Source organism: Roseisolibacter agri, from assembly GCF_030159095.1.
Taxonomy (GTDB): domain Bacteria; phylum Gemmatimonadota; class Gemmatimonadetes; order Gemmatimonadales; family Gemmatimonadaceae; genus Roseisolibacter; species Roseisolibacter agri.
In genome coordinates, this window is sequence record NZ_BRXS01000004.1 from 569,830 (window position 1) to 592,644 (window position 22,815).

Sequence of the window (22,815 nt, forward strand, 5' to 3'; positions counted from 1 at the left end):
GCGCTCCGCCTGGTGGGCGCGGGCCGCCGCGCGTTCCCCGTCCTCCGATAGACCGAGAGAGAGTCCGATGGCCCGGCCCGCTGGCGTCACCGTCCGTCCGTCGTCCATCCCACCCGCCGCCGACTCCGTGGCGCGCGTGCTCACCGACGACGCGCTCGCCTTCGTGGCGGAGCTGGAGCGCCGCTTCGGCGAGCGCCGACGCGCGCTGCTCGCCGCGCGCGCGGAGCGCCAGCAGCGCCTCGACGCGGGCGAGCGCCCGACGTTCCCCGAGGAGACGCGCGCGATCCGCGAGGGCGACTGGCAGGTCGCGCCGACGCCGCCCGACCTGCAGCGCCGCCGCGTCGAGATCACCGGCCCGACCGACCGCAAGATGATGATCAACGCGCTGAACTCCGGCGCGGACTGCTTCATGGCGGATCTCGAGGACGCGACCAGCCCGACGTGGGCGAACGTCGTCGACGGCCAGGCGAACCTCATGGATGCGGTGCGTCGCACGCTCGCGCTCGAGGGGGAAGGGAAGTCGTATCGACTGAACCCGACCATCGCGACGCTGATCGTCCGGCCGCGCGGCTGGCACCTCGACGAGGCGCACGTGGAGGTCGACGGGCGCGCGATGTCCGGCTCGCTGTTCGACTTCGGGCTCTACTTCTTCCACAACGCGCGCGAGACGCTGGACCGGGGCACGGGGCCGTACCTCTACCTCCCCAAGCTCGAGTCGCGGCACGAGGCGCAGCTGTGGGACGACGTCTTCACGTTCGCCGAGGAGCGCGTCGGCGTGCCGCACGGCAGCGTGCGCGTGACGGTGCTCATCGAGACGGTGCTCGCGGCGTTCGAGATGGAGGAGATCCTCCACGCGCTGCGCGACCACGCGGCGGGGCTCAACGCCGGCCGGTGGGACTACATCTTCTCGATCATCAAGAAGTTCAGCGGACGCGGCGACATGCTGCTCCCCGACCGCGCGCAGGTCACGATGACCACGCCGTTCATGCGCGCGTACACCGAGCGGCTGGTGCAGGTCTGCCATCGCCGCGGCGCGCACGCGATGGGCGGGATGGCGGCCTTCGTCCCCAACCGCCGCGACGCCGCCGTCACCGAGGCCGCGGTCGCGAAGGTGCGCGACGACAAGCTGCGCGAGGCGGGCGACGGCTTCGACGGCACGTGGGTCGCGCACCCCGACCTCGTGCCGATCGCGATGGACGTCTTCACGGCGAAGCTCGGCGACCGTCCGAACCAGCGCGAGCGCCGGCGCGACGACGTGCACGTGCAGGCGGAGCAGCTGCTGCGGCTCGACGTGCCCGGCGGACAGGTGACGCGGCAGGGCGTGCGCACCAACGTCGACGTCGCGCTGCAGTATCTGGACGCGTGGCTGCGCGGCGCGGGCGCGGTCGCGATCCACAACCTCATGGAGGACGCCGCGACGGCCGAGATCTCGCGCGCGCAGCTGTGGCAGTGGATCCGACACGCGGCACCCCTGGCTGAAGGGGGCACCGTCACGCGCGCGCTGTACGAGGAGACGCGCGCCGCGGAGCTGGCCGCGCTCGAGGCCGCGCGCGGCGGCGCGCCCTCGCGGCTGCGCGACGCCGCGCGCCTGCTGGACGAGCTGGTGCTCGGCGAGCGCTTCGTCGAGTTCCTCACCATCCCGGCGTATCCCATGCTCGAGGAGGCGGACCGATGAGCGAGCGCGAGGTGGAGCGGACGACCGTGGCGGAGCCGCGGACCGGTGGCACGACGGGCGCGCCGGGGTTCGCGGCGCAGGTGCGGGCGCTGGAGCAGGAGTGGCGCGCGGCGGGCGACGACCTGCGACGCGACTACTCCGCGGCCGACGTCGTGCGGCTGCGCGGCGCGGTGCGCGTGGAGCACACGCTGGCGCGCCGCGGTGCGGAGCGGCTGCGCGCGCTGCTGCGCGAGCGGCCGTACGTGCACACGTTCGGCGCCCTCACGGGCGCGCAGGCGGTGCAGATGGTGCGCGCGGGGCTGGAGGCGATCTACCTCAGCGGGTGGCAGGTCGCGGCCGACGCGAACCTCGCGGGGCAGACGTATCCGGACCAGAGCATCTATCCGGTCAACAGCGTGCCCGCGCTGGTGCGGCGGCTGAACAACGCGCTGCTGCGCGCCGACCAGATCGAGTGGAGCGAGCGAGCGTCTGACGGCGCGGAACCCGAGCGCGACTGGTTGGTTCCCATCGTCGCCGACGCGGAGGCGGGCTTCGGGGGGCCGATCCACGCTTACGAGCTGACGAAGGCGATGATCGAGGCCGGCGCCGCGGGCGTGCACTTCGAGGACCAGCTGGCGGCCGAGAAGAAGTGCGGGCACATGGGCGGCAAGGTGCTCGTGCCGACGCAGCAGCACGTGCGCACGCTGAGCGCCGCGCGCCTCGCCGCCGACGTCCTCGGCGTGCCGACGCTGGTGGTCGCGCGCACCGACGCGATGGGCGCGACGCTGATCACGAGCGACATCGACGAGCGCGATCGGCCGTTCACGACCGGCGAGCGCACGGCCGAGGGGTACTACGTGACGCGGCCGTCGCTCGACGCGGCGATCGCGCGCGCGCTGGCGTACGCGCCGTACTCCGATCTCCTCTGGTGCGAGACGAGCACGCCCGACCTCGCGGAGGCGCGCCGCTTCGCGGAGGCCGTGCACGCGCGCTTCCCGAACAAGATGCTCGCGTACAACTGCTCGCCGAGCTTCAACTGGCGCCGCAACCTGGACGAGCGGACGATCGCGACCTTCCAGCGCGAGCTGGGCGCGATGGGCTACCGCTTCCAGTTCATCACGCTCGCGGGCTGGCACCTCATCAACCTCGAGACGTTCGAGCTGGCGCGCGCCTATCGCACGCAGGGGATGCCCGCGTACGTCGAGGTGCAGGACCGCGAGTTCGCGCGCGAGGCCGACGGCTACACCGCGACCAAGCACCAGCGCGAGGCGGGCACGGGCTACTTCGACCTCGTGCTGACGACGGCGACGGCGGGGCAGGCGTCCACCGGCGCGATGCACGGCTCGACGGAGGCCGAGCAGTTCCACGGCGGGCCGCACGCGGTGGGCGTGGACGGACCGCACGGCGTGGACGAGAAGGCGCACGGGGATCCGCTGCGCGGGCTGCTGGCCCGCACGCTGGAAGGCGGCCCGGGCGCGGCGCCGGCGGCGCCCTGACCCCGTGGCCGGACGCACGAAGCCCCCGCGGCCGACGGCCGCGGGGGCTTCTTCATTCCGAAAGCGGGCGAGGCGCGCTCAGCGCGCCGGGATCGCGCCGCGGCGCTTCGCGGCCACGCGGTCCTGCAGCCACGTCAGCGGGATCAGGAACAGCGGGGTGAGGAAGAGCCCCAGCAGCGTGTTGATCCAGACGAGCGCCATGTAGTACGCCGTCATGCCGAACGCCGCCCAGAGCGTGCCGAGAACGTTGCTGGTTTCCAAGACGATCACCGCGGTTCAGGTGGAGGCCGGAATTGTAGCGGGCGCCGGCGTGGGACGGTAGCGCGCGGTAGCTTGCGGCATGACGACGCCCGTCCCGGTCGAGCGCGACGCGGAGCGCGACGCGGACGCCCGGCGCAGCATCCGCGCCGTGCGGGCGCGCGTGCGCGCGGCGCTGGCGGACGGCGCGTCGAAACGCGTCGTGCTCGCCGTCTCCGGCGGTCGCGACTCGATGGTGCTGCTGGACGCGGCGTGCGCGGTCGCGCGCGAGCGGCTGGCCGGCGTGGCCGTGTTCGACCACGGGACGGGACCGCACGCGCGCGCCGCTGTCCGTCGGGTGCGGCGGGCCGCGGCGCGCCACGGGCTGCCGGTCGTCGTGGGGCGGGCCGCGCTCCCCGACGCGGGCGAGGCGGTGTGGCGCGAGGCGCGATGGCGCTTTCTCCGCCGCGCCGCGCGCCGGCTGGGCGCCGACGCCGTCGCCACCGCGCACACCCGCGACGACCAGGTCGAGACGGTCGCGATGCGCGTGCTGCGCGGCGCGGGCCCCAGGGGGCTCGCCGGGCTGCTCGCGACGCGTCAGGGAGTCGTGCGGCCGCTGCTCGCGGTGGGGGCCGCGCGGGTGGCCGCCTACGCGCACGCGCGCGGCCTCCGCTGGGTCGAGGATCCGTCGAACGCCTCGCGGCGCTTCCTTCGGAATCGCCTGCGCCACGAGCTGCTTCCTGCGCTGGAGGCGGCGCGCCCCGGCACCCGGCGGCTGCTGCTCGCCCTCGGTCGCGAGGCCGCGGCGTGGCGCGCGGAGGCCGAGGCGCTGGCGGAATCCGTCGCCGTCACGCGTGCGGCCGACGGGGCGCTCCACGTTGCCCTGCCCCTGCTGGCGGGGTATGATGCCGAAGGACTCGCCGTCCTGTGGCCCGCGCTCGCGGCCCGGGGCGGGGTGCGGCTCGACCGGCGGGGAACCGCCCGGCTCGTGGCGTTTACAATTCGGGTGGCCGCGGAGGCCACCGCCGTCGGTGCCGGGATCCCGCTCGCGGGAGGCATCGAGGTGGTGGTTCGCCGCGGCCGGCGCGTTCCGGGCGGCCGCGAGGCGCAGCGGGAGCTGGTGCTGCGGCGTGCCGCAGCGTGGCGACCGACGGCGTCGCCGCCCGGGAACGAGCCGCTCGCCGACGGGTTGACGTTCGGCGGCTGGCGGTTCGGCGCATCGCAGGGCGAGGCAGCAGCAGTGGACCCCGCGTGGTCCGCGTGGCTGCCGGCGGACCGCCCGCTGGAGGTCCGCGCCTGGCGTCCCGGAGATCGCATCCGGGCGGCGGGGAAGCAGGGGGCACGTCGTGTGAAGCGGTTCCTCGCCGAGGCCGGGATTCCCGGTCGGGAGCGGCCGGGGTGGCCGGTGGTCGTCGCCGGGGGCGATGGCCAGGAGATCCTGTGGATTCCTGGGGTGTGCCGCAGCGACGCGGCGACGGACCGGCACGCGACGCCGGGTCAGCACTTCATCTGTGAACGCATCGATCGACGTCCGCGGCCAGAGCGCCGCGGCTGACCCGCGCCTGGCGGGCCGCGCCCTCAAGCGGGTCGCGTTCTCCGAGGCGCAGATCGCCGCGCGCGTCGCGGAGCTCGGGCGCGAGATCACGGCCTTCTATCCGGACGACGACCTGCTCGTGCTCGGCCTGCTCAAGGGGAGCTTCATCTTCCTGAGCGACCTGGTGCGGCAGATCGCGCGGCCGCTGCACGTGGACTTCCTCGTCGCCTCCAGCTACGGCGACGCGACTGTCTCCAGCGGCACGGTCCGGCTCCTCTACGATCCGGAAACGGAGCTGGAGGGCAAGCACATTCTCCTGGTGGAGGACATCGTCGACTCCGGCCGCACCCTGCAGAAGCTCGTCGAGCTGCTCGGGGACCGGCGGCCGAAGTCGCTCGAGATCTGCGCCCTCCTGCACAAGCACATCGCGACCCACCTGGACCACCCCGTGCGTTTCGTCGGCTTCGACGCGCCCGAAGAGTTCCTCGTGGGGTACGGACTGGATCACGCCGAGCACTTCCGGCACGTCCCGTACGTCGCGAGCCTGCAGTAAGCGGCAGTCGCCCGCGACACGCCGCGCCCATCGGCAGTAACGCGCTCACGCGCCGACACAGGTAGAGAGAGGTTCATGCCTCCGACCATGCCCAATCCTCCCAAGAAGCCCGCGAACTGGAGCCGCGTCTCCAAGACGCTCGCCTTCTGGGTCATCGTCATCCTGATCCCCGTCGCCTTCCTGCAGCTGACGAACGGGAGCCGGAGCGACGCCGCCGAGATCGAGTACACGACCTACCGCCAGCAGGTGGAGCGCGGGAACGTCACCGCCGTGACGTTCCAGGGCGACCGCTACCTCGTGGGCGAGTTCGGCGCGCCCGTGAACGCGGGCCGCACGTCGCGGCCGGCCAAGCGCTTCTCCGTGAAGCTGCCGCCCGAGGTGGCCGACGAGGAGGTGGCGCGCCTCGCCGACCGCAACGTGCGCATCGCCGCCGAGGAGCCGCGCACGTCGGTCAGCGGCATCCTCGTGACCTTCCTGCCGTACCTGCTGCTGATCGGCTTCTGGATCTTCCTCTTCCGGCAGATGCAGGCCGGCGGCGCGAAGGCGTTCTCGTTCGGCAAGTCGAAGGCGAAGCTGCTCACCGGCGACACGCCCAAGGTGACGTTCGCCGACGTGGCGGGCGCCGACGAGGCGAAGGTCGAGCTGCAGGAGATCATCGAGTTCCTGAAGGACCCGCAGAAGTTCACGAAGCTGGGCGGCCGCCTGCCGAAGGGCGCGCTCCTCGTGGGTCCGCCGGGCACGGGCAAGACGCTGCTCGCGAAGGCGGTCGCCGGCGAGGCCGGGCGCCCCTTCTTCTCGATGTCGGGCTCCGACTTCGTCGAGATGTTCGTGGGCGTCGGCGCGAGCCGCGTGCGCGACCTGTTCGAGCAGGGCAAGGCGCACGCGCCGTGCATCATCTTCATCGACGAGATCGACGCCGTCGGCCGGCACCGCGGCGCGGGCCTCGGCGGCGGGCACGACGAGCGCGAGCAGACGCTGAACCAGCTGCTCGTCGAGATGGACGGCTTCGAGTCGAACGACGGCGTGATCCTGATCGCCGCGACGAACCGGCCGGACGTGCTCGATCCCGCGCTGCTGCGCCCGGGCCGCTTCGACCGCCAGATCGTGGTCGACGCGCCGGACCTGCGCGGTCGCGAGGGGATCCTGCGCGTGCACCTGCGCAACAAGCCGATCGCCGAGGACGTGACGGTGACGACGCTGGCGCGCGGCACCCCGGGGATGAGCGGCGCCGACCTGGCGAACCTCGTCAACGAGGGCGCGCTGCTGGCCGCCCGCCGCAACCACGACAAGATCTTCATGGCCGACTTCGAGGAGGCCAAGGATCGCGTCATGCTCGGCGCCGAGCGGAAGTCGATGGTGATGAAGGAGGAGGAGCGCCGGCTGACGGCGTTCCACGAGGCGGGTCACGCCGTCTGCGCGATGATGGTCAAGGGCAACGACCCGCTGCACAAGGTCACGATCGTGCCGCGCGGCCGCGCCCTGGGCGTCGCCTTCACGCTCCCCGAGGACGACCGCGTCTCCGTGACGCGCGAGCAGCTCGAGGCGCGGCTGGTGATGGCGTACGGCGGCCGCGTGGCGGAGGAGCTGGTGTTCGGGCGCGACCGGGTCACCACCGGCGCGGCGAGCGACATCCAGCAGGCCACGGGCATCGCGCGCCGCTACGTGGCGCAGTGGGGCCTGTCGGACCGCATCGGCCCGATCCTCGTCGGCGACAACGAGCACGAGGTCTTCCTGGGCCGCGAGATCTCCAGCCGCCGCGAGGTGTCGGAGCAGACGGCGCAGCTGGTGGACAGCGAGGTGAAGCGCGTGATCGACGCCGCCTACCAGCGCGCGACGCAGGTGCTCACCGAGCACCGCCCGCTGCTGGATGCGGTCGCGGCCTCGCTGCTGGAGCGCGAGACGCTGTCGCGCGAGGACATCGAGATGCTGAAGCGCGGCGAGTCGCTGCCGCCGCGGCAGCCGATCGGCGGTTCCTCGCCGATCCCGGCTCCGATCCCGACGCCGGTCGTGCAGCCCAAGCCCGTGACCCCGCCGCTGCTGGGCGGGCCGGAGATCGCCCCGGCCTGAGGGTCGTCTCCATCGCTCCACGTCGCTCAGCGCTCGGCGCTCGGCGCTCACTTCGTCCCGCGGGGACGGTGAGCGCCGAGCGCCGAGCGCTGAGTGCATAGGGAGGTCGGTCGTTCCATGCACTGGCTCCTCCGCGACCGCCGCGTGCTGCTCCGGCGCCCCTTCGTCCTCGGGATCGTCAACGTGACGCCCGACAGCTTCAGCGACGGGGGCCTGTACTTCGGCGTGCACGCGGCGGCCGACCACGCGGAGCGGCTGCTGGACGAGGGCGCGGACGGCGTGGACCTGGGCGGCGAGTCCACGCGCCCCAACAACCCCGGTCCCGTCCCCGAGGCCGAGGAGATCGCGCGCGTCGCGCCCGTGGTGCGCGAGGTCCGGCGCCGTCGGCCCGACGCGATCGTCAGCGTCGACACGGTGAAGGGCGCGGTCGCGCGCGCCGCGCTGGACGAGGGCGCGGACGCGATCAACGACGTCTCGGGGCTGCGCCTGGATGCGGACGTCGGCGCCGCGTGCGCGGCCGTGGGCGCGGGGCTGATCCTCATGCACTCCCGTGGCGCGGTCGCCGACATGGCCACCTTCACGCACGCCGAGTACGGCGACGACGTGGTGGGCGAGGTCGTGGAGGAGCTGGAGGGGGCGCTCACCCGCGCCGCGGACTCCGGCGTGCCGGCCGAGTGCATCGTGCTCGATCCGGGCGTGGGCTTCGCCAAGCGCAGCGAGCACTCGATCGAGGTGCTGCGCGAGCTGCGGCGCCTCGCGGCGCTGGGACGCCCGCTCCTGGTGGGCGCGTCGCGCAAGCGGTTCGTGGGGGAGCTGAGCGACGTCGCCGATCCGGCGGGCCGCGTGCACGGCTCGGTGGGCGCGCACGTGGCCGCGCTGGCGGGCGGCGCGCGGCTGTTCCGCGTGCACGACGTGCGCGCGCACCGCGAGGCGCTCGACGTGGCGTGGGCCGTGCTGCGCGGCTAGCTTCGCCGCATGGCGCTCCCGGCGACGTGGCACGCGGTGAACGTGGGCTGGCGCGACCTCCTCGAGGTCGCGCTCGTCGCGTTCGTCCTGTACCACGGGCTGCGCCGGCTGCGCGGCGCGCGTGCGCTGGCGATCGGCGCGGGGCTCGTGGCGGTGACGGCCGGATACACCGCGGCGCTGGCGCTGCAGCTGCCGCTGGTTGCCTGGACGATGGAGCTGCTGCTGAAGTGGGGGCTCGTGCTGGTGCTGGTGATCTTCCAGCCCGAGCTGCGCGCCGCGCTCGCCCACCTGGGCCAGCCGAAGACGGCGCGGCAGACGCGGTCGCTGGAGGAGGGCGAGGTCGTCGAGGCGGTGACCGACGCCGTCGAGCGCCTGAGCCGGTCGAGCACGGGCGCCATCATCGCCATCGAGCGCGACGTGTCGCTCAACGACTACGTGGACTCCGGGCGCGAGCTGCACGCCAAGGTCTCGGGCGACCTGCTGGCGACGATCTTCACGCCGTACACGCCGCTGCACGACGGCGCGGTGGTGGTGCGCGGCGACTCGATCGTCGGCGCGGGGTGCATCCTCCCGCTCTCGCAGACCCGCGTCGAGGACCGCTCGCTCGGCACGCGGCACCGCGCGGCGCTCGGGCTGAGCGAGGAGACGGACGCGCTGCTGGTGGTGGTGAGCGAGGAGAGCGGCGCGATCTCGTTCGCGACCAACGGCACGCTGCGGCGCGGGCTCACGCCCATGCAGCTGCGCGAGCTGCTGCTCGGCCGCACGCCGCGGCTGACGATGGAGCAGGCGGTGGTCACCGCGTGACGGTCGCGGGCCGCAGCGCCGCGACGACACGGCGCGCGGCATGGGCGCTCCACGTCGTGCCCGCGTGCGCGCCCGCGTTGGACAGCACGATCACCGTGAGTCCGTCCGGAAAGACGCGCACCATGCCGGTGTGGCCGTCGTCGCCGCTGCCCGAGTGCACCACCTCGGTCACGCGCCCGTTCCGGGTGAGGACGCGCACGCCGTAGCCATAGGAGACGTCGGCCGGCGGCTCGCGGCGCACGAAGACCTGCGGCGCGGCGAGGCTCGCGCGGCTCGCCGCGCCCAGCACCGGTCCGTCGCGCAGCACCGCCGTCCAGCGCAGCAGGTCGCGCGCGGTCGACGACATGCCGTTGGCGCCGCGATGGCCCCAGTCGGCCGGCCCGCCGCAGCGCGCGCGCCGAGCGTCGATGCCGGCGATGGGGGAGGGGGCACCGGACCGATGGCGGCACCAGAAGCCCGTGCGCGACAGACCGGCCGGCACCAGCAGCTCGGCCTCGACGACGTCGGCCCAGCTGCGCCGCGTCGCCACCTCGACGATCGCCGCGAGCAGCTCGTAGTCGTCGTCCATGTAGCGATAGCCCGTGCCCGGCGCGAAGGCGAGCGGCTGGGCGAGGATCGCGGCCACCGCGCGGTCACGATCCTGGATGCCGCCGCCCGCGTACCGGCCGTCGATGCCGGAGGTGTGCGTCAGCAGCTGCCGCACGGTGATCGCGCGCTTGTCGGCCGGCGCCGTGGCGAGGAAGCGGCCGACGGTGTCCGCGAGCGAGAGCCGACCATGCTCGGCCAGCCGCAGCACCGCCGCCGCGGTGAAGCCCTTCGTCATCGACGCGATCCAGAACGCGCTCCCCGTCGTCGGACGCGCGACGGCGCCGCCGCGCGCGGCGTAGGCGCGCTCCAGCCGCACCGTGGTGCCCGTCGCGACGAGCGCGACGCCGGAGAAGCCGCTGTCGGTGAGCGCACGCAGGGCGGCGTCGGCGGCGCGCAGGCGGGCGCGCGAGAGAGCCTGCTGTCCATCCGCGCGTCGCGTGAGGGCCAGCAGCGCGACGACGACGCAGACGCGTCTCACGCGTTCGCGTCGGGCGGGGCGCCCGCGCGGACGAGCGCCTCCAGCTCCGCCAGGTCGGGTGCGAGGTCGTCGGCGCTCGCCAGCCCCGCGCGCACGCGTGCGAGCTGGATGCGCAGGTTCTCCGATGCCGCGACGACGTCGGCGCGTCGCGCGCGCGCGTCGTCCAGCGACCCGCGCAGGTCGGCCACCAGCGACACGCGCCGCGAGACGAGCTGCGCCCGGGTGGTGGGCCCGCCCGCGGGCGCGTCGCCGTCGCGGGCCGCCCCGCTCTCCACCAGCACGCGCTCGATGCGCGCCTCGCGCTCGGCCAGCGCGCGCGCCAGGTCGCCCGCGTCGCGCAGGAGGCGCGGCAGCTCCGGATGCCGCGCGACCGCGGTGTCGGGGAGCGCGGCGTCGTCGCGCGCGTCGGACGGGCGGACGACGTCAGACGCGCGCGGTCGGTCGAGGCCCCAGCCCGCGAGCCGGAAGAACCAGAGCGTGAAGCCGCTGCGCCAGAGGCGCCCCGCCAGCCGCCCGGCGCGGCGCTCCGCGCGCTCCGAGGAGTTCATCGCGACGACGAACGCGATGACGCCGACGAGCAGCGGCAGCAGCGCCCCCCAGCGGAGCGCGTTGCGCTCCCACGTGCCGACTGCGAACGCCGTGCGCGCGGCGACGGTGGCGAGGAGCCAGAGCCCGACGCCCACGGCCGCCACCACCGCCGCCACCGTCCGCGTGCGTCGGAGCTGCGCGCGGCTTTCACCATGGTAGAGCGCCGCCACCTCGTCGGCGCGCGCGTCTTCTTCGAGCAGGAAGGCGCGCACGACGTCGCCGGCGCCGAAGCCCTGCAGGATCAGGTGCCGCGCGCGTCGCGCGAGGTCGGCCCCCACCGCCAGCAGCGCGGCCACGATCGCGACCAGCGACGCGGCCGCGCGCGCGTTCGACTGCGCGGCCGTGGCGAGGATGAGCGGCGCCATCGTCCCGAGCATCATCGTGCTCTGCTGCGCGAGGCGCACGAAGTTGCGGACCTGCGGGGCGACCACCGGCGGCGTGCCGCCCGCCTCGTCCAGCGCCGCGGCCAGCGCCTCCGCCGACGGGAAGCGGTCGTCGGGGCGCTTCGCCAGGCAGCGGTCGACGATGGCCGCCAGTCGCGCCGGCACCTCGGGGCGCAGCGACGCGACCGGCGGCGGATCCTGCATCAGCTGCATCGCGAGCAGCGCCGCGACGGTGCGCGCCTCGAACGGCGGCCGGCCGGTGAGCGCGACGAAGCCGACGGCGCCCAGCGCGTACAGGTCGCTCCGGCCGTCGAGCGCCTCGCCGGCCGCCTGCTCGGGGCTCATGAACTGCGCGGTGCCCATCACGTGGCCGTCGAGCGTCAGCGACGACGGCGCATCCTCGACGCGCGCGATGCCGAAGTCCGTGACGAGCGCGCGCCCGCTCCCGCGATCGAGGAGGATGTTGTCGGGCTTCACGTCGCGGTGGATCACGCCGCGGCCGTGCGCGTACGCGAGCGCCCATGCGACGTCGCGCAGCACGCGCGTCGCCTCGGCCGCCGGCAGCGGCCCGCCGCGCGCGACGCGGCGCGCCAGCGTCTCGCCGTCCACGAAGCCCATCACGAAGAACACGACGTCGCCGTGCGCCTCGACCGCGTGGATCGGCACGACGTTCGGGTGCGACAGGCCGGCGGCGGTGCGCGCCTCGCGCAGGAAGCGCTCGCGCAGGTGCGGCTGCCGGGCGAGCGCCTCGGGGAGCAGCTTGATCGCGACGGGCCGGTCGAGCGACAGGTCACGGGCCAGCACCACGATGCCCATGCCGCCGCGTCCCAGCTCGCGCTCCAGCGCGAAGCGGCCACGCACGGCCGCCTCCAGGGCGTGCAGCTCGGGATCGATGGGCGGCAGGGCAGTTGGCGGCATGCGCGGAGGGTGCGAGTCTTCACCGCCATGCGCAACCACCCGCCCCTCGACCGCGACGCGGACGCCGGCGTCGCCCGTCGGGCGGGGCTCGTCGCCGGCGCGCTGCTGCTCGCGCTCTATGCGGCGACGCTGGCACCGGGCGTCACCTTCTGGGACGCGGGCGAGTTCGCGGCGGCGTTCGCCACGCTCGGCATCCCGCATCCGCCCGGCACGCCGCTCTTCGTCGCCGTCGGCCGCGCGTGGACGGTGACGCTCGGCGTGATCGGCGTGGACCTCGCCGTCGCGGCGAACCTGCTCTCCGCGGCGTGCACCGCGGGCGCGGGCGCGCTGGCCGCGTGGCTGCTCACACGCTGGACGCGCCTTCCGATCGCCGCCTGCGCGGCCGCCGTGTGCGCGGGCGCCACGAGCAGCGTCTGGCTCAGCGCCACGGAGACGGAGGTCTACGCCGCGGCGCTCCTGCTGTCGTGGCTCGCGCTCGCGGCCGCCGATCGCGCGGCGGAGCGCATCGCGCGCGCGCGGCTGACGACGTACGCGCTCGCGCTCGCGGTGCCGCTGCACCTCAGCGCGCTCGCCGTCGCGCCGGCGGCGGCGCTGCTCGGCGCGAGCTCCGCCGAAGGCACGCGGCGCATCCTGCGTGGCGCGACGCTGCTGCTCGCCGCCGTCGCGGCCGCGGCCGCGGGCACGGGGCGCTGGATCATGGCCGGCGCCGCGTCGATCGCCGCCGCCGCGCTCGCGGCGTGGGACGGCGGGGGATCGGTCGCGACGCGTATCGGGCGCGCGCTCGCGCTGCTCGCCGTCCTCGCGGTCGCGGTGTCGGGCGTGCTGATGCTGCTCGCGCGCGCGCGGCACGATCCGGGGCTGAACCAGGGGAATCCCGCCACGCTCGCGGCGCTCGACGACGTGCTCGCGCGCCGGCAGTACGCGGTCGCGCCCCTCTGGCCGCGGCAGGCGCCGTGGTGGCTGCAGCTCGGGAACCTGGGCGTGTGGGCCGACGCGCAGTTCGGCCTGGGGCTGGACGGCGGCGTCGGCGTACGTGCGCTGCGACTGCCGGTGACGCTCCTCTACCTCGCGCTCGGCGCGGTGGGCGCGCGCTGGCATCGCCGCCGCGACCGGCGCGGCTGGCGCGTGCTGGCGGTGCTGCTGCTCGGCGCGAGTCTGGGCGTGGCGGCGTACCTGAACCTCAAGGCCGGGCCGACGTACGGGTGGGGCGTGCTCCCCGCGGGCGCGCCGCGCGAGGCGCGCGAGCGCGACTACTTCTTCGCGCTCGCCTTCTTCACGTGGGGGCTGTGGGCGGGGCTGGGCGCGTGGGCGCTGGGCGATGCGTCGGCACGGCGCCTCGGCGCCGCGTGGCCGCGCCTCGCGGGCGTCGCGCTCGCGGCGCTGCCCGTCGCGCTCAACTGGCGCGCGGCGGACCGGCGCGTGCAGCCCGACGCCGCGCTCCCCGCGGCGTTCGCCGAGTCGCTGCTGGCGGATGCGCCGCCGCGCGCGGTGCTGCTGCTCAACGCCGACAACGACAGCTACCCGGTCTGGTTCGCGCAGCTCGCGCGTCGCACACGGCCCGACGTCACGCCCGTGACGGTGTCGCTGCTCGGCGCCGCGTGGTACCGCGCGGAGCTGGCGCGGCGACACGGGCTGCTCGCCGCCGCGGACGTCCCCGTGTGGCGTGGCGCGCCGGCCACGCTGAGCGCGATCGCCGCCCGTGCGCGCGCCGACGGCCGGCCCGTCGCGGCGACGCTCGCGGTGTCGCCCGCGGCGCGCGGCGGTGCCTCGTGGACGCTTCGCGGAGCGGTCGTGGTGCGCGGCGACGACGCGTCCGCGGACGGCGACACGATGACGGCCGGCGCGAACACCGCGCGCGCCGCGCTCGTGGCGGGCGTGGACACCGCCGCCACACGCCGCGCGGCGGTGCGCGTCGCGCCGCTGCTGGCCGTGCCCGCACGCGCCGACGGCGACCGCGTGCCCGCGTGGGCGCAGCGGCAGCTGGCGTGCGCCGCGCTCGCGCTGGCGGAGCTCTCGGTGGCCGCGCCGGCACCACCGCCGGACGCACGGGTTGAGACCGCGTGCCGCGGCTGGTAGACTGGCGCGCATGCCATATCCGGAGCTGGCGGAGCGACTGGCCGCGGTGCGCGCGGCGATCGACGGCGCGATCGCGCGCGGCGGGCACCAGCAGCGCGTCGCCGTCGTCGCGGTGACCAAGACGCACGGCCCCGACGCCGTGCGCGCCGCGTGGGCGGCCGGGCTGCACGACGTGGGCGAGAACCGCGTGCAGGAGGCGCTGCAGAAGATGGCGGAGGTCGACGTGCCCCTGCGCTGGCACCTCATCGGCCACCTGCAGCGCAACAAGGTGAAGCAGCTCGACGGCTTCGCGCTCGTCCACTCGATGGACAGCGCGCGCCTGGCCGACGCGCTGCACGAGGAGGGCGTGCGCCGCCAGCGCCCGATCGACGTGCTGCTGCAGGTGAACGTCAGCGGCGAGACGTCGAAGGGCGGCTACGGCCCCGACGACGTGCGCGCCGAGGCGGAGCGGCTGACGACCCTGCCGGGCGTCGTCGTGCGCGGCGTGATGACGATGGCGCCGTTCGACGCCGAGGAGCGCGTGCTGCGCGCGACCTTCGCCGGCGCGCGCGAGGCCCGCACCGCGCTGCTGGAGGCGGGCCATCCCGCCGCCGAGCTGTCGATGGGGATGTCGGGCGACTACGAGGTGGGGGTCGAGGAGGGCGCGACGATGGTGCGCCTGGGGACGCTGCTCTTCGGCGCCCGCGGCTGAACCCGCGCCCGAACGGCCCGCCGACACCGCGCGAACCAGGGGCGAACGTCGGCCGAACCGGCGGCTGACGCCGGGGCGGGCGCCCCGGTTATCTTCGTCGGTCCCCGTTCCCGCCGCGTCCGCCCCGATGACCGACGACACCTTCCGCCTGACCGCCCTCGACGTGCGGCGCTACGACTTCGGCGCCGCCCTCCGGGGCTACGACAAGGCGCGCGTCGAGCAGTTCCGCGAGCAGGTGGCCGCGGAGCTCGAGCGGCTCGCGCGCGCCGTCCAGGACCTGGACGCCAAGGCGCGCGGCTTCCACGAGCAGCTGCGCGCCTTCCGCGACCGCGACCGCGCGCTCAACGAGGCGCTCATCTCGGCGCAGCAGCTGCGCAACGAGACCCGGGAGACGGCCGAGCGCGAGGCGGAGCTGATCCGCCGCGAGGCGCGCGCGGAGGCGGACGACATCCGCCGCCAGGCCGAGGAAGGCGCGCGCCGCCACGTCGAGCAGCTGCGCGGCGAGCAGCGGCGCGTGGAGGAGGAGATCGCGGGGCTCGACCGCGTGCACCGCACGTACATCGCGCAGCTGCGCCTGCTGGCCGAGCGGCAGCTGGCCGAGCTGGCGGCCGCCGAGGAGCGGACGCTGCCGCCGCCGGTGACGCGTCCGCGCGCGCTCGAGGCGCAGAGCGCGTCCACGCGCGACGCGCACCCGCTGGACGCGAGCGCGCTGGAGGCCGTCGCGGCCGAGCTGGAGTCGGCGTTCGGCGTCGCGACGTCGCCCACGGGGCGCGATCCGTTCTCCCTCGACGGCGCGGAGGTTCTGCCGCACGATGCGCACCCGCACGCGCGCCGCGACGACGAGACGCAGGGACAGGGACCGGGATGACGGCGACGGGACACGAGGTGGTGCAGGGAACGGAGGTGTCGGACGCCCTGGCGGCGGGGCGCGCGCGCCTGGCCGCGGCGGTGTCGGCGGTGCGCGCGCGCTGGGATGCGGTGCCCGAGGCGGCGGTGATCCTCGGCACGGGGCTCGGCGGGCTGGCGGAGCGCATGACGGTGGACGTCGCGATCCCGTACGACGCGATCCCGGGGATGCCGCTGTCGACCGTCGAGTCGCACGCGGGGCGCCTGCTCTGCGGCACGCTGGCGGGCCGTCGCGTGATCGCGATGCAGGGCCGCTTCCACCGCTACGAGGGCTACGCGCTGGCCGACGTCACCTTCCCGGTGCGGCTGCTGCGCGCGCTCGGCGCGCCGACGCTCGTCGTGTCGAACGCGTGCGGCGGGATGCACCCGCTGTGGGCGCCCGGTGACCTGATGCTGATCGCGGACCACATCAACCTGATCGGCGACAACCCGCTCGTGGGCCCCAACGACGACGCGATGGGCCCGCGCTTCCCGGACATGTCGGAGCCGTACGACGCGGCACTGCGCACCGTCGCCCGCGAGGTCGCGCTGGCGCGCGGCGCGACGCTGCGCGAGGGCGTGTACGTCGCCGTCGCCGGCCCGAACCTGGAGACGCGCGCCGAGTACCGCATGCTGCGCGCGCTCGGCGGCGACGTGGTGGGGATGTCCACCGTGCCCGAGGTGATCGTCGCGCGGCACGCGGGCATGCGCGTGCTGGGGCTGTCGATCATCACCGACCAGTGCCTGCCGGACGCGCTGGAGCCGGCGACCGTGGAGCAGATCATCGCCGTGGCGCGCCGCGCCGAGCCGGCGCTGGCCGACGTCGTGTGCGGCGTCCTGGAGCGACTGGAGGGCACGCCGTGAGCGACGAATCGACGACCACCGCGAACGGGACGTTCCCGTCGCTGCCCGCCGACGCGGCGCCGCACGCGCAGGAGCAGGAGCTGCTTGCGCAGTGGAAGGCCGAGGGGCTGTTCCACCGCGTGCAGGAGTCGCGCGCGGGCGCGAAGCCGTTCGTCTTCTTCGAAGGACCGCCGACGGCCAACGGACGGCCCGGCATCCACCACCTGTTCGCGCGCACGATCAAGGACCTCTTCTGTCGCCACCGCGCGATGCAGGGGTACTTCGTGCCGCGCAAGGCGGGGTGGGACACGCACGGCCTCCCCGTCGAGATCGAGGTCGAGAAGCAGCTCGGCATCAGCGGCAAGCAGGACATCGAGCGCGTGGGCGTGGCGGAGTTCAACCGCCTCTGCCGCGAGAGCGTGTGGAAGTACCGCGGCGAGTGGGAGCAGCTCTCCGAGCGCATGGCGTACTGGCTGGACTACGACCAGCCGTACGTCACGTACACGCACGACTACGTCGAGAGCGTGTGGTGGGCGCTGAAGACGCTGTTCGAGAAGGGGCTGCTCTTCCGCGGGCACAAGATCCTGCCGTACTGCCCGCGCTGCGGCACCGCGCTCTCGTCGCACGAGGTCGCGCTGGGCTACAAGGACGTCGAGGATCCGAGCGTGTACGTCGCGCTCGACCTGGTGCACGACGGCCCGCAGCGCCGCCGCATCATCGTCTGGACGACGACGCCGTGGACGCTCGTGTCGAACACCGCGCTCGCGGTGAACCCCGAGCTGACGTACGTCGAGCTGCGCAAGAAGACGGGCGCGGAGTGGACGATCGTGCTCGCCGAGGCGCGCGCGGCGGGCGTGCTGGGCGCCGACTACGCGGACCGCTGGGACGTCGTCGCGACGATGCCGGGCAGCGCGCTCGCGGGTATGCGCTACCGCCGTCCGCTCGACTGGGTCGCGTATCCGGAGCAGGGCGAGCGTGAGCTCATCGTGGCCGAGTCGTTCGTGTCGGCGGACGACGGCTCGGGCGTGGTGCACATGGCGCCCGCGTTCGGCTCCGACGACTACGCGGCGGGCCAGCGCCACAACCTCGCGTTCGTGCAGCCGGTGAACGGCCGCGGCGAGTTCGACGCGTCGATCCCGGTCGTCGGCGGCACCTTCGTGAAGAAGGCCGACCCGCTGATCATCGAGGAGCTGAGGCGGCGCGACGCGCTGTGGAAGGCGCAGCAGGAGCTGCACAGCTATCCGCACTGCTGGCGCTGCGGGACGCCGCTGCTGTACTACGCGCGCGACTCGTGGTTCGTGCGCACGACGGCGTACCGCGACCGGATGATCGCGCGCAACGACGCGGTCGACTGGAACCCGCCGGAGGTGGGCAGCGGCCGCTTCGGCTCCTGGCTGGAGAACAACATCGACTGGGCGGTGTCGCGCGACCGGTACTGGGGCACGCCGCTGCCGGTGTGGGTGAACGACGCCGATCCGAGCGAGATCGAGGTCGTCGGCTCGTACGCGGAGCTGGCGGCGAAGGTCGGCCGCGCGCTGCCCGAGGACTTCGATCCGCACAAGCCGCACGTCGACGCGTACACGTGGCCCGCGGCCAGCGGCACGGGCACGATGCGGCGCGTGCCGAGCGTGATCGACACCTGGTTCGACTCGGGGTCGATGCCCTTCGCGCAGTGGCACTACCCGTTCGAGAACCAGGACGTCGTGGCGGCGCAGTACCCGGCCGACTTCATCGCCGAGGGCGTCGACCAGACGCGCGGGTGGTTCTACTCGCTGCTGGCGATCGCGACGGGGCTGGGCGACGCGCTCCCGAACAACGGGACCGACGCCGCGGCGCCGTATCGCGCGGTCGTGGTGAACGACCTCGTGCTCGACGCGACCGGGCAGAAGATGTCCAAGAGCAAGGGCAACGTGGTCAACCCGTGGGAGGTGATGGAGCGCCACGGGGCGGACGCCGCGCGGCTCTTCCTCGTCTCGTCCAGCCAGGTGTGGGTGCCGCGGCGCTTCGACGAGTCGGCCATCCGGCAGACGGCGGGCAACTTCCTGGTCACGCTGAAGAACGTGTACCGGTTCTTCGCGCTGTACGCGAACTTCGGCTGGTCGCCGAGCGACGCGGACCCGGCGCCCGCCCAGCGTCCGCTGCTCGACCGGTGGGTGCTGTCGCGGCTCGCGACGGTGGAGCGCGAGGCCGACGCGCTGCTGACGCAGTACGACGCCACGCTGGCCGCGCGGCGCGTGATGGAGTTCTTCGACGACGACGTCTCCAAGTGGTACGTGCGCCTGTCGCGCGCGCGGTACTGGGGCGACGGCACGTCGGCGGACGAGCGCGCGGCGTTCGCGACGCTGCGCGAGGTGCTGCTGGTCACCGCGCGCCTGCTGGCGCCGTTCGCGCCCTTCATCACCGACTGGCTGCACCGCGCGCTGGCCGGCGAGAGCGTGCACCTCGCGGGCTACGTGCGTCCGTCCTCCGATGCGGCCGTGGTGCACGAGCCCGCGCTGGAGGCCGCGATGGCGGGGATCCGCCGGCTGGCCAACCTGGGCCGCGCGGCGCGCGAGAGCGTGGGGATCAACGTCCGGCAGCCGCTGGCCGAGGTGGTCTGCGTCCTCCCGGTGCCGATCGGGGCCGAGGGGGCGGAGGCGGCGCGGCTGGCGCGCGAGCTGGACGGGCTGCTCCGCACCGAGCTGAACGTGAAGGCGGTGCGCTGGGCCGAGAGCGGCGACTCGCTGGTGACGCTGGAGGCGAAGCCCAACTTCCGCGTCCTCGGGAAGCGGTTCGGGAAGGCGACCCCGCTGGCGGCCGAGGCCGTCGCGGCGCTCGGCGCGGACGCCCTGCACGCCTTCGAGCGCGGCGAGCCGGTCGCCATCTCCGTGGAAGGGAGCGACCACCTGCTGCAGCCCGAGGAGCTGTCCATCCTGCGCCGCGCGACGGGCGAGTACGCCGTCGAGGAGGAAGGCGGGGTGGTGGTCGCCCTCAACCCGCGGATCTCGCCGGAGCTGCGCGAGGAGGGAATGGCTCGCGAGCTGGTGAGTCGGGTACAACGCCTCCGCAAGGAATCCGGGCTGGAGGTCAGCGACCGCGTCCGCCTCGCGATCCGGGGCGGCTCCGAGGTCGAGGCCGCCGTGCGGACGCATCGGGAGTACATCGCGGGGGAGGTCCTGGCACGACACCTCGCGGTGGGCACGGACGTAGACAGCAGCAGCGTGAGCGACGCCGAGAGCGCCGCGGCCGGGATGCCCGCGTCCGGCGCGGCAGATGCAACTGTGCCCCCCCAGACCTGGACGCAGTCCTTCGACCTCGACGGGGCGGAGGTGCACGTCACCCTGAGCAAGGACCCATCCTGATGCCCAGCAGCGGGACCAAGGCGGCAGCCGCGAAGGCGCCGGAGCCCTCGGCCGACAAGAAGTTCAAGCCGATGACCAAGAAGCAGCTGTCCCACTTCGAGAAGCGCCTGCTCGAGGAGCGCAAGCGCGTGCTCAAGGAGCTGGGGCATCATGGCGAGACGTTCGGCGCCAGCGCGCAGGAGTCCGACGGCGACCTGAGCTCGTACTCGTTCCACATGGCCGACCAGGGGACCGACGCCATGGAGCGCGAGAAGGCGTTCCTCTTCGCCAGCCAGGAGGGCCGCTTCCTCTGGCACATCGACGAGGCGCTGCGCCGGCTGTACCGCTCGCCCGAGACGTTCGGCAAGTGCCACTCGTGCGGCGGGGAGATCGCGTACGATCGCCTCGACGCACTCCCCCACGCGCGCTACTGCATCGACTGCAAGCAGCGCGAGGAAGACGGGAAGAAGGGCGGCTGACGCCGTGTCCGACCGGAGCCCCGCGTCGGCGGCCGAGGGCGAGATCAGCACGAACGGCGTGGTCTTCTGGCCCGTCGTCGTGCTGATCGTCCTCGTCGACCTCGTCACGAAGCTGATCGCCGCCTACGCGCTGGTGCCGCGCGGCTTCCCGCACGAGGTCTTCGGCGACGCGGTGCGCTTCACGCTCGTGTACAACCCCGGCGCCGCGTTCGGCCTGCACGTCGGCGAGCACTCGCGCTGGGTGTTCCTGCTGCTGACGGCGGTCGTGCTGCGCGTGCTCTGGTCGCTCTACCGCACGACCCGCGACCGCGACAACGTCCGCACGCTGGCGCTCGCGCTGGTGTGCGCGGGCGCCGTCGGGAACGCGATCTGCCGGCTGCGCTCCCCCGAGGGCGTGGTCGACTTCATCGACGTGGGCGTGGGCGCCGCGCGCTGGCCCACCTTCAACATCGCCGACGTCGCGGTCACCGGTGGCGCCGCGCTCCTCGCGTGGGCGCTGTGGGGCGAGCCCGACGACGCGGCCGACCCGGCTCCCGCCTCCGCCCCCGCCGCGCTGCCGGATCCGGCCGACGCGCCCTGAGACGCCCCACCATGTCCCTCTCCTCCGGCTCGCACCCCGCGCACGACGCGGACGCCGAGCGCTCCACCGCCCGCGCGGCCGTCGTCCTGGCCGCGGTCGTCGTCGCGCTCGACCAGGGCACCAAGCTGCTCGCCGAGCGGCACCTGCTGCCGCGGCACACCCCGCACGACATCATCGGCGACGTGCTGCGCTTCACGCTGACGTACAACCCCGGTGCCGCGTTCGGCATGCATCTGGGCGAGGCGTCGCGCTGGGTGTTCATGGTGCTGACGGTGCTCATCGTCGGCTTCCTGATCCGCCTCTACCGCAGCCTGCCGACCGGCGAGCGCCCGCTGAAGCTCGCGATCGCGACCGTCATCGGCGGCGCGATCGGCAACTTCGTCGACCGCATCCGCTCGCCCGAGGGCGTGGTGGACTTCATCGACGTCGGCGTCGGCGACGTGCGCTTCTGGACGTTCAACCTCGCCGACACCGCGGTCAGCCTCGGCGCCGCGTGTCTGGTGCTGATGCTGTGGCGCTTCGAGTCGCGGCTGCACGCGCAGCAGGCGGCTGCCGGCGTCCCCGGCGCGGCGCCCGAGGCCGGCGCCGCCGAGCGGTGACCGGTCCGAACGGCGGGCCCGAGCCGGAGGACGTCCTCGACGCGGACGAGGGGGACGACGAGGCCGCGGGCCTCGCGCCCTCCGTCGCGCCCGGCCGCTACGCGCTCGTCGTCGCGGACACGGATGCCGGCGCGCGCCTCGACCTCTACGTCGCCGCGCAGGTGGGGCTGTCGCGCACCCAGTCCGCGACGCTGATCGCGAACGGCAACACGACCGTCGACGGGCGGCGCGAGAAGGCCAGCTGGCGCGTGCGCGCCGGCGAGCGCGTGGACGTCAACGTGCCGCCCCCGCCCGGCCGCGCGATCGTCCCCGAGGACATCCCGCTGTCGATCATCCACGAGGACGACGAGATCGTCGTCATCGACAAGGCGGCCGGGATGGTCGTGCACCCCGCGCCCGGCAACTGGACGGGCACGCTGGTGAACGCGCTCATGGGGCGCGGGCAGGCGCTGGCCGCGGGGGGCGGGGAGGAGCGTCCCGGCCTCGTGCACCGGATCGACAAGGACACCTCAGGGCTGCTGGTGGTGGCCAAGACCGAGCGCGCGCACCGCGTGCTGTCGGCCGACCTGGCGGCGCGGCGCGTCGTGCGACGCTACGCGACCGTGTGCTGGGGCCACCTGAAGGAGGACCGGATCACGGTCGAGAAGCCGATCGCGCGCGATCCGCGAGACCGGAAGCGCATGGCGATCGTCACTGGAGGGAAGGCCGCCCGGACCGACTTCGTGCGGCTCGCCCGGTTCGACGTCGGGGACCTGCTGCGCGCGCACCTGCACACGGGGCGCACGCACCAGATCCGCGTGCACCTCGCCAGCACGGGCCATCCCGTCCTCGGCGACGACACGTACGGCGGCGGGGGCGGGCGACGGCTGGTCGGGCTGGGCGCGCAGCGGCACTTCCTGCACGCGGCGTGGCTGCGCTTCCGGCATCCGGCGTCGGGCGAGGCGATGGACTTCCGGGCACCGCTGCCGGAGGACCTGCGCCGCTCGATGGCGGCGCTGGCGGACGACCGCGCGCTGGCCGACCACCCCGACCCGCTCTCCGTCTTTGGCTTCTACGACGACCCGCTCCCCTGACGA

General features: G+C 74.5%; 19 protein-coding genes. 16 read left to right on the forward strand and 3 right to left on the reverse strand.

From position 1 onward, the window contains the following. The first annotated feature begins 67 nt into the window (after positions 1 to 67). Both aceB and aceA read left to right on the forward strand, forming a co-directional pair. Entirely contained in the window at positions 68 to 1,675 is a 1,608-nt protein-coding gene (gene aceB / locus rosag_RS14685) for a malate synthase A (RefSeq protein WP_284350894.1), read from the forward strand. Further along, a complete protein-coding gene (gene aceA / locus rosag_RS14690) occupies positions 1,672 to 3,150 on the forward strand; it encodes an isocitrate lyase (protein ID WP_284350895.1) in 1,479 nt (492 codons plus the stop codon). The genes aceB and aceA overlap by 4 nt, the downstream gene beginning before the upstream one ends. Positions 3,151 to 3,228: 78 nt before the next feature. Here the strand turns inward: aceA and rosag_RS14695 are convergent, their stop codons facing one another. After that, positions 3,229 to 3,420 (reverse strand): hypothetical protein, encoded by a 192-nt coding sequence (locus rosag_RS14695; RefSeq protein ID WP_284350896.1) that lies wholly within the window; start codon positions 3,418 to 3,420, stop codon positions 3,229 to 3,231. 70 nt (positions 3,421 to 3,490) lie between these two features. Here rosag_RS14695 and tilS point away from each other — a divergent pair, with 70 nt between their 5' ends. The 5 genes from tilS to cdaA all read left to right on the forward strand — a co-directional run bounded on the left by tilS (position 3,491) and on the right by cdaA (position 9,311). Then, positions 3,491 to 4,942 carry a tRNA lysidine(34) synthetase TilS gene (gene tilS / locus rosag_RS14700; RefSeq protein ID WP_284350897.1) on the forward strand — a complete coding sequence of 484 codons (1,452 nt, stop codon included), beginning with the start codon at positions 3,491 to 3,493 and terminating at the stop codon, positions 4,940 to 4,942. After that, complete coding sequence (gene hpt / locus rosag_RS14705) at positions 4,899 to 5,474, forward strand: hypoxanthine phosphoribosyltransferase (protein WP_284350898.1); 576 nt, start codon at positions 4,899 to 4,901, stop codon at positions 5,472 to 5,474. Before tilS ends, hpt begins: the two co-directional genes overlap by 44 nt. A gap of 87 nt (positions 5,475 to 5,561) precedes the next feature. Then, on the forward strand, positions 5,562 to 7,541 hold the full coding sequence (gene ftsH / locus rosag_RS14710; RefSeq protein ID WP_284350899.1) for an ATP-dependent zinc metalloprotease FtsH: 1,980 nt from the start codon (positions 5,562 to 5,564) through the stop codon (positions 7,539 to 7,541). Between the two features lie 117 nt (positions 7,542 to 7,658). Then, positions 7,659 to 8,507 carry a dihydropteroate synthase gene (folP, locus tag rosag_RS14715; protein WP_284350900.1) on the forward strand — a complete coding sequence of 283 codons (849 nt, stop codon included), beginning with the start codon at positions 7,659 to 7,661 and terminating at the stop codon, positions 8,505 to 8,507. Positions 8,508 to 8,516: 9 nt separating this feature from the next. Continuing rightward, positions 8,517 to 9,311: a diadenylate cyclase CdaA gene (gene cdaA, locus rosag_RS14720; protein ID WP_284350901.1), complete on the forward strand. Its 795-nt coding sequence runs from the start codon at positions 8,517 to 8,519 to the stop codon at positions 9,309 to 9,311. On the opposite strand, the gene rosag_RS14725 is transcribed toward cdaA, so the two are convergent. Together rosag_RS14725 and rosag_RS14730 are read right to left on the reverse strand one after the other, a co-directional pair. Further along, on the reverse strand, positions 9,301 to 10,377 hold the full coding sequence (locus rosag_RS14725) for a serine hydrolase domain-containing protein (RefSeq protein ID WP_284350902.1): 1,077 nt from the start codon (positions 10,375 to 10,377) through the stop codon (positions 9,301 to 9,303). The genes cdaA and rosag_RS14725 overlap by 11 nt on opposite strands. Continuing rightward, the gene (locus rosag_RS14730; RefSeq protein WP_284350903.1) at positions 10,374 to 12,266 is read right to left on the reverse strand and encodes a serine/threonine-protein kinase; all 1,893 of its coding nucleotides are present in this window, start codon (positions 12,264 to 12,266) and stop codon (positions 10,374 to 10,376) included. Before rosag_RS14730 ends, rosag_RS14725 begins: the two co-directional genes overlap by 4 nt. Before the next feature lie 27 nt (positions 12,267 to 12,293). Here rosag_RS14730 and rosag_RS14735 point away from each other — a divergent pair, with 27 nt between their 5' ends. From rosag_RS14735 to rosag_RS14775, 9 genes are all read left to right on the forward strand, one after another. Further along, positions 12,294 to 14,342, forward strand: a complete 2,049-nt coding sequence (locus rosag_RS14735) for a protein O-mannosyl-transferase family (protein WP_284350904.1) — start codon at positions 12,294 to 12,296, stop codon at positions 14,340 to 14,342. A 10-nt stretch (positions 14,343 to 14,352) separates the two neighbouring features. Next, the gene (locus tag rosag_RS14740; RefSeq protein ID WP_284350905.1) at positions 14,353 to 15,033 is read left to right on the forward strand and encodes a YggS family pyridoxal phosphate-dependent enzyme; all 681 of its coding nucleotides are present in this window, start codon (positions 14,353 to 14,355) and stop codon (positions 15,031 to 15,033) included. Between the two features lie 127 nt (positions 15,034 to 15,160). Continuing rightward, positions 15,161 to 15,901, forward strand: coding sequence for a DivIVA domain-containing protein (locus rosag_RS14745; protein ID WP_284350906.1), 741 nt, complete (start codon positions 15,161 to 15,163; stop codon positions 15,899 to 15,901). Then, a complete protein-coding gene (locus rosag_RS14750) occupies positions 15,898 to 16,782 on the forward strand; it encodes a purine-nucleoside phosphorylase (RefSeq protein WP_284350907.1) in 885 nt (294 codons plus the stop codon). The genes rosag_RS14745 and rosag_RS14750 overlap by 4 nt, the downstream gene beginning before the upstream one ends. Further along, positions 16,779 to 20,102 carry an isoleucine--tRNA ligase gene (ileS, locus tag rosag_RS14755; protein ID WP_284350908.1) on the forward strand — a complete coding sequence of 1,108 codons (3,324 nt, stop codon included), beginning with the start codon at positions 16,779 to 16,781 and terminating at the stop codon, positions 20,100 to 20,102. The genes rosag_RS14750 and ileS overlap by 4 nt, the downstream gene beginning before the upstream one ends. After that, positions 20,102 to 20,560: a TraR/DksA family transcriptional regulator gene (locus tag rosag_RS14760; RefSeq protein WP_284350909.1), complete on the forward strand. Its 459-nt coding sequence runs from the start codon at positions 20,102 to 20,104 to the stop codon at positions 20,558 to 20,560. Before ileS ends, rosag_RS14760 begins: the two co-directional genes overlap by 1 nt. 4 nt (positions 20,561 to 20,564) lie before the next feature. After that, positions 20,565 to 21,140 (forward strand): signal peptidase II, encoded by a 576-nt coding sequence (lspA, locus tag rosag_RS14765; RefSeq protein WP_284350910.1) that lies wholly within the window; start codon positions 20,565 to 20,567, stop codon positions 21,138 to 21,140. An 11-nt stretch (positions 21,141 to 21,151) separates the two neighbouring features. Continuing rightward, entirely contained in the window at positions 21,152 to 21,739 is a 588-nt protein-coding gene (gene lspA / locus rosag_RS14770) for a signal peptidase II (protein ID WP_284350911.1), read from the forward strand. Further along, positions 21,736 to 22,812 (forward strand): RluA family pseudouridine synthase, encoded by a 1,077-nt coding sequence (locus rosag_RS14775; RefSeq protein ID WP_284350912.1) that lies wholly within the window; start codon positions 21,736 to 21,738, stop codon positions 22,810 to 22,812. Before lspA (rosag_RS14770) ends, rosag_RS14775 begins: the two co-directional genes overlap by 4 nt. Positions 22,813 to 22,815 lie beyond the last annotated feature (3 nt).

What these genes read in the sequence shown, in the direction of transcription:
- rosag_RS14735 (WP_284350904.1), top strand. Translation starts at nt 12,294, where the DNA reads ATGCGCAACCACCCGCCCCTCGACCGCGACGCGGACGCCGGCGTCGCC.
- ftsH (WP_284350899.1), top strand. Translation starts at nt 5,562, where the DNA reads ATGCCCAATCCTCCCAAGAAGCCCGCGAACTGGAGCCGCGTCTCCAAG.
- rosag_RS14745 (WP_284350906.1), top strand. Translation starts at nt 15,161, where the DNA reads ATGACCGACGACACCTTCCGCCTGACCGCCCTCGACGTGCGGCGCTAC.
- rosag_RS14760 (WP_284350909.1), top strand. Translation starts at nt 20,102, where the DNA reads ATGCCCAGCAGCGGGACCAAGGCGGCAGCCGCGAAGGCGCCGGAGCCC.
- cdaA (WP_284350901.1), top strand. Translation starts at nt 8,517, where the DNA reads ATGGCGCTCCCGGCGACGTGGCACGCGGTGAACGTGGGCTGGCGCGAC.
- rosag_RS14740 (WP_284350905.1), top strand. Translation starts at nt 14,353, where the DNA reads ATGCCATATCCGGAGCTGGCGGAGCGACTGGCCGCGGTGCGCGCGGCG.
- aceA (WP_284350895.1), top strand. Translation starts at nt 1,672, where the DNA reads ATGAGCGAGCGCGAGGTGGAGCGGACGACCGTGGCGGAGCCGCGGACC.
- aceB (WP_284350894.1), top strand. Translation starts at nt 68, where the DNA reads ATGGCCCGGCCCGCTGGCGTCACCGTCCGTCCGTCGTCCATCCCACCC.
- rosag_RS14750 (WP_284350907.1), top strand. Translation starts at nt 15,898, where the DNA reads ATGACGGCGACGGGACACGAGGTGGTGCAGGGAACGGAGGTGTCGGAC.
- rosag_RS14730 (WP_284350903.1), bottom strand. Translation starts at nt 12,266, where the DNA reads ATGCCGCCAACTGCCCTGCCGCCCATCGATCCCGAGCTGCACGCCCTG.
- folP (WP_284350900.1), top strand. Translation starts at nt 7,659, where the DNA reads ATGCACTGGCTCCTCCGCGACCGCCGCGTGCTGCTCCGGCGCCCCTTC.
- lspA (WP_284350911.1), top strand. Translation starts at nt 21,152, where the DNA reads ATGTCCCTCTCCTCCGGCTCGCACCCCGCGCACGACGCGGACGCCGAG.
- tilS (WP_284350897.1), top strand. Translation starts at nt 3,491, where the DNA reads ATGACGACGCCCGTCCCGGTCGAGCGCGACGCGGAGCGCGACGCGGAC.